The organism is uncultured Methylobacterium sp., assembly GCF_964242245.1.
GTDB lineage: Bacteria > Pseudomonadota > Alphaproteobacteria > Rhizobiales > Beijerinckiaceae > Methylobacterium.
On record NZ_CAXTBY010000065.1, the window covers coordinates 1 to 10574 of the forward strand.

General features: G+C 72.2%; 13 protein-coding genes. 6 read left to right on the top strand and 7 right to left on the bottom strand.

What is annotated here, in order from left to right; genetic code table 11:
• A partial coding sequence (locus tag ACFE8Y_RS13855) for a sugar transferase (RefSeq protein ID WP_375464969.1) occupies positions 1–468 on the top strand: 468 nt, incomplete at its 5' end.
• 28 nt (positions 469–496) lie between these two features.
• On the opposite strand, the gene ACFE8Y_RS13860 is transcribed toward ACFE8Y_RS13855, so the two are convergent.
• Positions 497–1000, bottom strand: a complete 504-nt coding sequence (locus ACFE8Y_RS13860) for a Fur family transcriptional regulator (RefSeq protein WP_375464970.1) — start codon at positions 998–1000, stop codon at positions 497–499.
• 264 nt (positions 1001–1264) lie between these two features.
• On the opposite strand from ACFE8Y_RS13860, the gene ACFE8Y_RS13865 reads away from it, so the two are divergent.
• Entirely contained in the window at positions 1265–2137 is an 873-nt protein-coding gene (locus tag ACFE8Y_RS13865) for a metal ABC transporter ATP-binding protein (RefSeq protein WP_375464995.1), read from the top strand.
• On the top strand, positions 2134–2997 hold the full coding sequence (locus ACFE8Y_RS13870; RefSeq protein WP_375464971.1) for a metal ABC transporter permease: 864 nt from the start codon (positions 2134–2136) through the stop codon (positions 2995–2997). The genes ACFE8Y_RS13865 and ACFE8Y_RS13870 overlap by 4 nt, the downstream gene beginning before the upstream one ends.
• A gap of 41 nt (positions 2998–3038) precedes the next feature.
• Here ACFE8Y_RS13870 and ACFE8Y_RS13875 read toward each other — a convergent pair whose 3' ends face one another.
• On the bottom strand, positions 3039–3605 hold the full coding sequence (locus ACFE8Y_RS13875) for an exopolysaccharide biosynthesis protein (RefSeq protein WP_375464972.1): 567 nt from the start codon (positions 3603–3605) through the stop codon (positions 3039–3041).
• A gap of 405 nt (positions 3606–4010) precedes the next feature.
• Between ACFE8Y_RS13875 and bcsS the strand changes: the two genes are divergently transcribed.
• On the top strand, positions 4011–4724 hold the full coding sequence (gene bcsS / locus ACFE8Y_RS13880) for a cellulose biosynthesis protein BcsS (protein WP_375464973.1): 714 nt from the start codon (positions 4011–4013) through the stop codon (positions 4722–4724).
• Positions 4725–4844: 120 nt separating this feature from the next.
• On the opposite strand, the gene ACFE8Y_RS13885 is transcribed toward bcsS, so the two are convergent.
• On the bottom strand, positions 4845–6431 hold the full coding sequence (locus ACFE8Y_RS13885) for a cryptochrome/photolyase family protein (protein ID WP_375464974.1): 1587 nt from the start codon (positions 6429–6431) through the stop codon (positions 4845–4847).
• A gap of 5 nt (positions 6432–6436) precedes the next feature.
• Positions 6437–7171: an SDR family NAD(P)-dependent oxidoreductase gene (locus tag ACFE8Y_RS13890; protein WP_375464975.1), complete on the bottom strand. Its 735-nt coding sequence runs from the start codon at positions 7169–7171 to the stop codon at positions 6437–6439.
• 136 nt (positions 7172–7307) lie between these two features.
• Here ACFE8Y_RS13890 and ACFE8Y_RS13895 point away from each other — a divergent pair, with 136 nt between their 5' ends.
• The gene (locus tag ACFE8Y_RS13895) at positions 7308–8174 is read left to right on the top strand and encodes a formyltransferase family protein (protein WP_375464976.1); all 867 of its coding nucleotides are present in this window, start codon (positions 7308–7310) and stop codon (positions 8172–8174) included.
• A gap of 4 nt (positions 8175–8178) precedes the next feature.
• Positions 8179–8343 carry a DUF2256 domain-containing protein gene (locus ACFE8Y_RS13900; protein WP_375464977.1) on the top strand — a complete coding sequence of 55 codons (165 nt, stop codon included), beginning with the start codon at positions 8179–8181 and terminating at the stop codon, positions 8341–8343.
• 3 nt (positions 8344–8346) lie between these two features.
• Here ACFE8Y_RS13900 and ACFE8Y_RS13905 read toward each other — a convergent pair whose 3' ends face one another.
• The 3 genes from ACFE8Y_RS13905 to ACFE8Y_RS13915 all read right to left on the bottom strand — a co-directional run.
• On the bottom strand, positions 8347–8940 hold the full coding sequence (locus ACFE8Y_RS13905) for an NTP transferase domain-containing protein (RefSeq protein ID WP_375464978.1): 594 nt from the start codon (positions 8938–8940) through the stop codon (positions 8347–8349).
• Positions 8930–9955: a molybdopterin-binding protein gene (locus ACFE8Y_RS13910; RefSeq protein WP_375464979.1), complete on the bottom strand. Its 1026-nt coding sequence runs from the start codon at positions 9953–9955 to the stop codon at positions 8930–8932. Before ACFE8Y_RS13910 ends, ACFE8Y_RS13905 begins: the two co-directional genes overlap by 11 nt.
• Positions 9952–10574 (bottom strand): XdhC family protein (locus tag ACFE8Y_RS13915; RefSeq protein WP_375464980.1); only part of this gene is annotated, 623 nt, incomplete at its 5' end. The genes ACFE8Y_RS13915 and ACFE8Y_RS13910, both read right to left, overlap by 4 nt.

The following is a 10574-nucleotide window of genomic DNA, read 5'->3' on the forward strand; positions in this document are numbered from 1 at the left end:
TTCTTCCGGCAGAAGCGCTACGGCTTCAACCAGCAGCCCTTCGGCGTGTTCAAGTTCCGCAGCATGCGGGTCGAGACGAACGCGGTGTTCAGGCAGGCCTCCCGCAACGACGCGCGGATCACCCGCACCGGCGCCTTCCTGCGCCGCACCAACCTCGACGAGCTGCCGCAGATCCTCAACGTCCTGAAGGGCGAGATGTCGCTGGTCGGCCCGCGGCCGCACGCGCTCGCCCACGACCGGAGCTTCGAGCGCCGCATCGCCCTGTATGCCCGCCGCCACAACGTGCGCCCGGGCATCACCGGATGGGCACAGGTCAACGGTCTGCGCGGCGAGACGCTGACCGACCTCGACATGGAACGTCGGGTGAGCCACGATCTGCACTACATCGACAACTGGTCGATCTGGTTCGACATCCAGATCATGGTCCAGACGCTGTTTTCGCGGCGCGCCTACCGCAACGCCTTCTGATCGGCGCGCGATCTGCGGCGGGCGGGCCTCAGGCCAGCGCCGCCGTCTGCCGGCCGCGGCAAGCCCCGCACTCGCCCTCGACCTCCAGGATTCGGCTTGCGGACTGGAAGCCCGCGCGCGCCAGCGCGCGACCGAGCCCGGCCTCGACCTCGGGCGATGTCGTTTCGTCGATGCCGCCGCAGCGCTTGCAGATCAGGAACACCAGCCCCTCCCCCGCGCCGTGCTCGTGCGCGCAGGAGACGAACGCGTTGCGGCTGGCGATGCGGTGGACGAATCCGTGCTCGGTCAGGAAATCCAGGGCCCGGTACACCGAGACCGGGGCGACGCGGCGCTCCGGTCCGCTCAGGCGCTCGGCGATGTCGTAGGCGCCGAGCGGTCCCCCCGCTTCCGCCACGGCCAGCAGCACGTCGCGGCGAAGCTTCGTGAAGTGCAGCGCGCGCTCGCGGCAGAGCCGCTCGGCACGCGCGATCGTCGCCGTCGCCTGCCGTGAGCGGCAGGCGACGCTCTCCGCAGGCCCGGCGTGATCGTGCATTCCAGCCCTTGCTTCGGCCGCACCGCGATTGAACGCCGTGGGTGTTACAATGTACCAGTATCGATTATACGCCGCTCTCCCGGTGCCGGCAACGGATCGGGCGACGCACGCCTTCCGGCATCCCGCGCCGATGCGCCGAACCGAGCGAGAACCCGCCTTGTCGAAGATCTCCCTGTTCCGGAGCGGCCTTCCGGTCCGCCTCGGGCTTGCCGCGGCGCTCAGCCTCCCGCTCTGGCTGGCCATCGCCTGGGCCGTCGGCGCGTGATCTCCGATGGGCACGCGCCGCGGGGCGATATCCGGCTCGACGGGCTGACCCTCGGCTACGACCGGCACCCGGCGGTGCACCACCTCGACGGCACCATCCGCAGGGGCGACCTGCTGGCCCTGGTCGGACCCAACGGGGCCGGCAAATCGACCCTGCTCAAGGGTTTGATCGGCGAAATCCCCTGCCTCGACGGCCGGATCCTCCGTGACCGCACCCCGCACGCGCTCGCCTACCTGCCGCAGGCCCACGAGATCGACCGCAGTTTTCCCATCAGCGTGCTCGATCTCGTCGGCATGGGCCTGTGGCGCCGCTCCGGAGCGTGGCGGAGCCTCTTCGGCCACCGGCGGGCCGTGCTCGATGCCCTCGACGCCGTCGAGCTTGCCGGCTTCGAGGGCCGGCCGATCGGCACGCTCTCGGGCGGCCAGTTCCAGCGGGCGCTGTTCGCCCGCCTGATCCTTCAGGACGCCGAGGTGCTCCTCCTCGACGAGCCGTTCACCGGGGTCGACGCCCGGACGACGCAGGACCTGATCGCGCTGATCCGGGCCTGGCACGACCAGGGGCGGACCATCGTCGCGGCGCTCCACGACCTCGCCCAAATCCGCGCCCACTTCCCGCAGACCCTGCTGCTCGCCCGGGAACCGATCGCCTGGGGCGCCACCGCGGCCGTGCTGACCGACGGCAACCTCGCCCGCGCGGCGCGGCTTTCGCAGGCCTGGGACGAGGCGGCCACGGTCTGCGCCCGCGGCCCGGACCATCCCGCGCCGGCGATCGCCGATCGCCTCGGTGCCGAAGTCGGACAGGGACGGGACCGACGCGGCCATCACCATCGCCGCGACCTGATCTCCGGAGACGAGCGCGGGACGGCGGCATGATCGATCTCTTCGCGCCCTTCGTCGAGTTCGGGTTCATGCGCCGGGCGCTCGTCGGCTGCCTCGCCCTCTCGCTCTCGGCCCCGCCGGTCGGCGTCTTCCTGATGCTGCGCCGCATGAGCCTGATGAGCGAGGCGATGAGCCACGCGATCCTGCCCGGGGCCGCGGTCGGGTTCCTCGTCGCCGGCTTGTCCCTGCCGGCGATGACGCTCGGCGGCCTCGCCGCCGGGCTCGCCGTCGCGCTGCTCTCCGGCCTCGTCACCCGCTCCACCGTGATCCGGGAGGATGCGAGTCTGGCCGCCTTCTACCTCATCTCGCTCGCGGCCGGCGTCCTGCTGATCTCGCTGCGCGGCTCGCAGATCGACCTGCTGCACATCCTGTTCGGGACCGTGCTGGCGCTCGACGATCCGGCGCTGTGGCTGCTCGGCGGCATCAGCACGCTCACCCTGTTCGGCCTCGCGGTGCTGTTCCGGCCGCTGGTGATGGAGTGCGTCGACCCGCTGTTCCTGCGCACGGTGAGCCGCGCGGGCGGCCCGGTGCACTACGCCTTCCTCGGCCTCGTGGTGATGAACCTCGTCGGCGGCTTCCAGGCGCTCGGCACGCTGCTCGCCGTCGGCCTGATGCTGCTGCCGGCGATCAGCGCCCGGTTCTGGGCCCGCGACCTCGGCGGCCTGATCCCGGCCTCGATGCTGATCGCGGTGCTGGCGAGCTTCTCCGGGCTGTCGCTGTCCTATCACCTCGATCTGCCGACGGGACCCGCGATCGTGCTCGCGGCGGGCGCGCTCTACCTCGCCTCCCTGATGGCCGGCCGGCACGGCGGCCTGCTCTACCGCCTCGTCAAGCGCCGCCACCTCGAAGCCTGACGTTCGGGCTTCGAGGCGCGTCTTTACGAGAGGCCGGACACCTACAAGTGGAAGAGGCTCATCACGCCGGACACGATCGCGTAGGCGAAGCCGGCGTTCAGCGCGACGCCGATCAGCCCCAGGGACAGCCCGACCATCACCACGATGCCGTCGCGCTCCACCAGCCCGAGGCCGACGAGGCAGACCGCGAGCCCGAGGGGGATCTGCCCGATCACCGGCGCCGCCACGATCAGCGCGAGCGCCAGCGTCAGCAGCGCCACCCCCATCCCGCGCATGCCGAGCGCCGTCTCGAACACGCTCATCCGCGGCCGTGACCAGCGCTCGAGCCGCTGAAGGACCGGGACCGCCCGCTTGACCGCGCGCTCCACGTCCCGGCGGGCGATCGAGCGGCCCAGCAGCGACCGGGGCAGCCAGGGCGAGGACATGCCGAGGGCGATCTGCACGGCCACGAGCAGCAGCAGCAGGCCGCAGACCAGGGGGATCGGCGGCGGCATCGGCAGGCAGTTCGGCAAGCCGAGCAGCACGACGAGCAGGGCGAAGGCGCGGTCCCGCAGCACCGCGACGATGTCGCCGACGGTCAGGCGTTCACCCTCCTGGCTCGCGAGCACCGTGAGGACGTCGGACGTTCGGGCACCGGAGTACAAAACGCGGCCGCTGGTTGCTGTCCCGCGCGGGCTCTATCCGAGTTCGGCATCCGCGCCAAGCATGGGCGCCCACCCCGATGTCGGGCACCGCAGCCCTCAGCGTCGGCGAGACGCCGGAATCGGTGAGACTCGGAAATTTCATTTAGGTTTACAGATATTACTATGAAATACCTAGAGTGAAATTTTTTCCTTAAACTGTCGAGTTGCAGCAACACGCCCTCAGCAATCTGGAATCGATTGATCCTATACGGCATAATTTTACGTAAGATGCCTCCCCGGACTTGGCGATCGATCTATCGTTGCGCCTCCCGATGAGGAGGTCAGCCTTTGGGGTCAACTCTGCCCCGATCGAGGAAGCAACGCCGGGCGGTGCCGACCGCGTTGCTCGGTCTGTTCGGCACTGTCCTTGTCACCCTACCGGGCATCACGGTTGCCGGGGAGATCGACACTCTGGTGTTCGGCAGCCTGGATGCCGGCGCGGCGAACTTCCTGACGACCGGCGTCAAGGTGGCGTTCGACAAGCTCGACCGGGAGGGATTCGTCGTGCTCGCGAGCGCCGGCGGCGGCCGACGCGGCGAGGGCGCGTGCGGTTGCGCACCCTTCATCTCCGCACCGAGCCTGACGCGCTACACCGCGCTCGGCGCGGCGCTCGTCGGCTATCAGTGGTTCTACGACTGGGGCGTGGCGGCGGCCTTCGCCGGCCCCGAGGGCTCCGTCGAGGCCCTGACCGACGGGCGCAGCGTGGCGGCGCTGCCGGTCCAGTGGGGCCTGCGCCTGCACGGCGAGATCTGGGCGCGCCCGACCAAGGAGACCCTGGTGCAGGCGACCGCCATCCTCGGTTCGGCACGGGATTCCGCCTGGACCCGCATCGGCCTCGGCTACCGGGTCTGGGGCACCTACCTCGGGCCGGAGGCAAGCCTCTACGCCGACGCGACGGGCTACCGGAAGTGGAATTTCGGGCTGCACGCCACCGACTTCGCCCTCGGCAGCTACAGCTTCCGGGTGTCCGGCGGCGTGCAGTTGGAAACGAGCGCGCGGCGGCCGAGCCCCTACGTGGCGGTCTCGGTCTGGACGCCCCTGTGACAGCCATCGGCGACGCGGCTTGCGCACCGTCGACCGCCCCGCGAGGTACGGGGCGGCGGTCGTCCGCCGGACCACGGGGCAACGGCTGCACGCCCCGGTCGCCGCACCACGCCCGCGCAGCTACGAGGCGGGTTCGGGGGCCTCGGCGGCGCTGCACAGCCCGTCAAGGAAGCGGGCGGCATCGGCGATGATCTCGGCGCGGCGCGCCTCGCCCAGGCCGCGCAGGGTCCGGTACGGCATCGCCATGCGCGGGTTGCCCTCCAACCGATCCGCGTTGGCGATCAGGAAGTTCCAGTAGAGGTAGTTGAACGGACAGGCCTCCGGTCCGGCCTTCCTGGCCACGTCGAAGGCGCAGGCGCCGCAGTAATCCGACATCCGGTTGATGTAGGCGCCCGACGCCGCGTAGGGCTTCGAGCCCATCACCCCGCCGTCGGCCCAGAGCACCATGCCGTGGACGTTGGGGAGCTCCACCCACTCGTAGGCGTCGGCGAAGACGATCAGGTACCACTCCTCGACCTGGGCCGGGGCAAGGCCGGCGAGCAGGGCGAAGTTGCCGGTGACCATCAGGCGCTGGATGTGGTGGGCGTAGGCGTGGGCCCGCGTCTCGGAGACGACCTGCGCGAGGCAGTTCATCGCCGTCCGCCCCGACCAGTAGAACTGCGGCAGGTCGCGGGTCGCCCCGAGCGCGTTCGATTCGGCGTAGGCCGGCATCCGCGCCCAGTAGAGCCCGCGCACGTATTCCCGCCAGCCGAGGATCTGGCGGATGAAGCCCTCGACGCAGTGGAGCGGCGCGACGCCCTCCCGGTAGGCGCGCTCGGCGGCCCGGCAGACCTCCTCCGCGGTCAGCAGCCCGGCATTGAGTGCCGGCGAGAGCAGCGCGTGGTGGAGGAAGGGCGCGCCGGTCCGCATCGCGTCCTGGTAGTCGCCGAAGGTCGGCAGGTTCTTCGCGATGAAGTGCTTGAGGGCGTCGAGCGCGTCCGCCCGCGTCACCGGCCAGCCGAAGCCGTCGAGGTCGCCGAAATGCCCGGCGAACGTCGTCGCGACGAGAGCGATGACCTCCCGCGTCACCGCGTCGGGGGGAAAGCCGAGACGGTCGGGGACGGCGTGGCCCTTCGGCAGCCTCTTGCGGTTGTCGTGGTCGAAGTTCCACTGGCCGCCGACGGGCTCGGCGCCGTCCATCAGCAGGCCCGTGCGCCGGCGCATGCCGCGGTAGAACGTCTCCATCCGCAAGCTGCGGTGGTCGCCCGCCCACTCGGAGAAATCGCGCCGCGGACAGAGGAAGCGGGTGTCGTCGCGGATCTCCACCGGCACGGGCAGGTCGTCGCGCCAGCCCTGCATCATCGCCCAGACGCGCCACTCGCCGGGCTCGGTCACCACCACCCGTCCGGGACGATGCCGCGCGACCGCGCGCGCCAGCTCGCCCGTAAAACTCCCCGTGTTGGCCGGAGCGTCGAGCCGCACGTAATCGACGGCCACGCCCTCCGCCTCCAGCTCGGCCGCGAAGTGGCGCATGGCGGAGAACAGGAAGGCGATCTTCTGCTTGTGGTGGCGGACGTAGGTCGCCTCCGCCCTCACCTCGACGATCAGCACCACGTCGTGTGCGGGATCGAGGTCGGTCAGGCTCGAGACGCGTCGGTGGAGCTGGTCGCCGAGCACGAACCGCAGGACCCTCTCAGGATTGTCTCCACGCCGACGCGCCGTCGCCACGGCGCTCAACCCTTGGTGCGCAGCATCGCGCGGCCGCCGTCGACGCCGATGACCTGCCCGGTGATCCAGCCGGCCTCGGCCGAGACCAGGAACGCGGCGAGCCCCGCGATGTCCTCGGGCGTGCCGAGGCGCTGGAGGGCGTGCATCGCGGCGATGCCCTGCGCCAGGGTCGCGTTCCCGGTGATCGCGGCGGCGAGCGGCGTGCGCGTGAGCGAGGGCGCGACGACGTTGACGCGGACGTGCGGTGCGAGTTCGGCCGCGAGCGACAGGGCGAGGCCCTCCACCGCTCCCTTGGCCATGGCGACGGAGGCGTGGGCCGGAAAACCCTGCGCCACGGCGACGGTGGAGAACAGCACGATGCCCGCCCCCGCCTCCCCCGCCCCGGCCTTCAGGCCGCCAGCGGCGGCCTGCACCGCGGAGAAGGCGCCGAGCGCGTTGATGCGGAAGTCGGTCTCGGCATCCTCGCGCGTCAGCCGCGCGAGCGGGCGCAGGTTGATCGTGCCGACGGCGTAGACGAGGCCGGCGAGCGCGTCGCCGGCGTCCGTGGTTGCCCGGGCGAAAAAATCCGGGTCGGTGACGTCGCCCGCGGTGACCGTGGTCTCGCCGAGTTCGGACGCAGCGTCCTCCAGGCGGCCGGGATCGCGCGCGGCGAGGTGGAGCGCGAAGCCGCGCGTGCGCAGCGCGCGGGCCGTGGCGAGGCCGATCCCCCCGGTTCCGCCGTAGATCAGCACGCGCTGCATGGTCTCTCCCCTTGCCGCCGGAGACGGCTCGGCAAGATCAAGCTAAGGCGGACGCGCGGGCAGGGGAGTCGGTGCTGCCGGTCATCGCCAATCCACAAGGTCGCAGGCCCGGTCAGGGGCCGAGAGGTCGAAGCGCATGAAATTCGCCTTTGCCGGCATCGACTTCCTCGGCGGCGTGTTCGAGGCGCTGATCGAGGCCGGCTGGACCCCGATCAAGCTGTTCACCCGCCCCTGCGACGGGCTCTACGACCACAACGAGGTGGTGGTCGCCCGCGCCCGGCAACTCCGGGTGCCGATGCAGCTCTCGCGCCTCCGGCAGGCCGACCTCGACGCGCTCCACGCCGCGCACGGGCGCGACTGGGCCCTGGTAGTAGCGGGCTACCCGTGGCTGATCACCGGCTGGCGCACGCGGGCCGCCTTCGCGCTGAACATCCATCCCTCGCCGCTGCCGACGGGCCGCGGCCCGTACCCGCTGTTCCGGGCGGTGGAGGAGGCCTACGAGAGCTGGGGCGTGACCGCGCACGTCCTGGCGGAGGAGGGCTTCGACACCGGCGACATCCTCGCGCAGGATGTGTTCGCCCTGTCGGCGGACGAGACCCACGAGACCCTGCTCGCCAAGTGCCAGATGGCGGCGCGGCGGCTCGCGTCGGGGCCGATCGCCCGCGAGCTGCCGGCGCGCTGGCGCCGTCCCGAACCGCAAGGGGACGGCTCGTACTGGGCCCGCGCGAGCGACGCCGACCGGACCCTCGACTTCCGCAAGGACGTCGCCGTAATCCTGCGCCGGGTGCGGGCCTTCGGCACGATCGAGACGCTGGCACGGATCGGCGACGCCCGCGTCTACGTCGCCGCGGCCGGCGGCTGGCGGGAAGCCCACGGTTACGCACCCGGCACGGTGATCCACCGCCATCGCCGCCACGTCGTCATTGCTGCGCGCGACGGCTTCATCCAGGTCACGCGCTGGTCGCCGGTGGCGCTGGCCGAGGCGGCACAGATCGGGCGCTGACGGCGTGGGCAAGATGGTTCGCAAGGGCGACCTGCCCGAGAAGACCTGCGCGCAGTGCGGGCGGCCCTTCGCGTGGCGCAGGAAGTGGGCGCGGGTCTGGGACGAGGTGCGCTACTGCTCCGACCGGTGCCGGGCCGAGGCCAAGCGCGTCGGATCGAAGAAACCTTGAGCGTCAGAGGTGAGCCAGAGCCTCCGGCGTGTCCACGTCGAGGCCCGTGGCGGGCTCGCCCGCAATCTCGATCACGTCGGCGCGGCCCGTGAGTAGCGGCCCGGCGCCGTGATCGCCGGTCAGGCGGGCGAGATCGGCGTCGAGCGCGCGGCGGTTGAGCAGGGCCGGGTTTCCGCGCCGGCCATCGACGACCGGTACCACCGCCGCCGGCAACGGCTCGCCTGCGCGGAATGCGGCGGCGAGACGATCGATCTGCGCGGCCGTGACCCGCGGCATGTCGGCCAGCATCACCACCGCGCCGACCGTCTCCGGGGGAAGCGCCGCGAGCCCGGCCCGCAGCGAGGTCGAGAGGCCGGCCGCGTAATCGGGATTCTCGACCAGCGTCACGCCGAGGCCGGAGAGCGCCGCGCGCACCCGCCCGGCATGGGCGCCGAGCACGACCAGTACCGGCCGCACGCCCGAGGCGAGCGCCGCCTCGGCCGCGTGGCGCACCAGCGGCTTCCCGTCGAGAAGCGCGAGCAGCTTCGGCTCCGGCCCGAAGCGGGTGCCGCGGCCGGCAGCCAGCAGCACCGCAGCGACGGACGCCTCACTCCTCATCGTCGGCGCTGGCCGCGCCGGAGCGTGGCTGAGGTCGCGACACGATCTCCATCAGGAGGCCGCCGACGCCCAGGGCCACGATGTCCGCCCGGGTGACGGGCAGGTCCGCGAGCAGGCGGTGCAGCACCCAGTCGAAGCCGTTCTCCTTGGGCGAACGGGCGCAGCCCGGCGCGCCGATCACCGGCACGTCGCCCCGCGCGCCGACGAGCAGGAGGTTGCCGGGATCGACCGGCATGCCGAGGTGGATCACCCGCCCGCCCGCGGCCTCGATGCCGGCCGGGATCACGTCGCGCCGGTCGGCGATGGCCGAGGCGCCGAACACGATCGCGAGGTCGGCGCCGGCCCGCTCGACCACGTCCGTCAGCGCCGCCGCGACGGCGGCGGGGGCGTGCGGAACGCGGGCGTCGGCGACGATCTCGGCACCGGTCGGCGCGAGGCGCTCCGTGAGGATCGCCAGGGTCCGATCGATGGTGGCCTCCTTCAGGCTCCGGGCGCGAGTCGAGACCACGCCGACGCGGCGGCGGCGATAGGGCGCGACCCGGAGGGCGCCTTGCGCCGTGGCGGCGTGGGCCCGCGCCAGGACAGCGCCCGGGACGGCGTAGGGGATGATCTTGACGGTCGCGATCATCTCGCCGGCGACCACCGGCTTGAACGGCGGCAGGGTCGCGACCGTGATCGCCTCGTCGACGCCGTTGATCGCGTCGATGCCCGCGCGGTCGATCACCAGCACGCCAGCCTCCATGGCGAACAGGTTGCAGCGGCCGGTGAACGGCGGCTCCCGGCGCAGGCCGGCGCCGGCAACGTGGCGGGCCAGGGCCTCGGCGGCCGCGTCCTCGCCGACATCGTCCGGTTCGAGGGTGACGGCAACGAGGTCGCGCACGCCCTCGGCCTCGAGCCCGGCGATGGTCTCGGGCGGAATGCTTCGTCCCTTCCGAAGGGTCGCTCCGCCCGCCCTGATCGTGTGGGCCGCGATCAGCCCGACCGCCGCACCGACCGGGACCGGCCCGAACTTCACGAGGCCGTTCCCGGTCGGCGCAGGGCCGCTACGATCTCGGCCAGCACCGAGAGCGCGATCTCGGCCGGGCTGACCGCGCCGATGGACAGACCGATCGGCGCCCGGACGCGCCCGATCCGCTCCGCCGGAACGCCGGCCTCGGTCAGCCGCGCGACGCGGGCGGCGTGGGTCTTCCGCGAGCCGAGGGCGCCGACGTAGAAGCACTCGGCGGCAAGCGCGGCCATGAGCGCCGCGTCGTCGATCTTCGGATCGTGGGTCAGCGCGGCCAGCGCACAGTAACGGTCCAGCACCGGCACGCGCCCGCCGAACGCCGCGTCGGGCCACTCGGGCACGAGATCGATGCCCGGGAACCGCTCGGGGCTCGCGAAGGCGGTGCGCGGATCGATCACCGTCACCGCGAGATCGAGCGCCGCCGCCATCGGCGCCAGCGCCTGGCTGATGTGCACCGCCCCGATCACCACGAGGCGCACCGGCGGCACCTGGACCGTGAGGAACTGCTTCCGGCCGTCCGCCTCCACGAGCCCGCTGCGGCCCGCCGCGAGGTGACGGGCGAGGGGATCGGCCAGGGGATCGGCCAGGGGATCGGCGGCGATCTCGGCCGCGCGCACCACGCGCTGCG

What these genes read in the sequence shown, in the direction of transcription:
- ACFE8Y_RS13860 (WP_375464970.1), bottom strand. Translation starts at nt 1,000, where the DNA reads ATGCACGATCACGCCGGGCCTGCGGAGAGCGTCGCCTGCCGCTCACGG.
- ACFE8Y_RS13870 (WP_375464971.1), top strand. Translation starts at nt 2,134, where the DNA reads ATGATCGATCTCTTCGCGCCCTTCGTCGAGTTCGGGTTCATGCGCCGG.
- ACFE8Y_RS13890 (WP_375464975.1), bottom strand. Translation starts at nt 7,171, where the DNA reads ATGCAGCGCGTGCTGATCTACGGCGGAACCGGGGGGATCGGCCTCGCC.
- ACFE8Y_RS13895 (WP_375464976.1), top strand. Translation starts at nt 7,308, where the DNA reads ATGAAATTCGCCTTTGCCGGCATCGACTTCCTCGGCGGCGTGTTCGAG.
- ACFE8Y_RS13905 (WP_375464978.1), bottom strand. Translation starts at nt 8,940, where the DNA reads ATGAGGAGTGAGGCGTCCGTCGCTGCGGTGCTGCTGGCTGCCGGCCGC.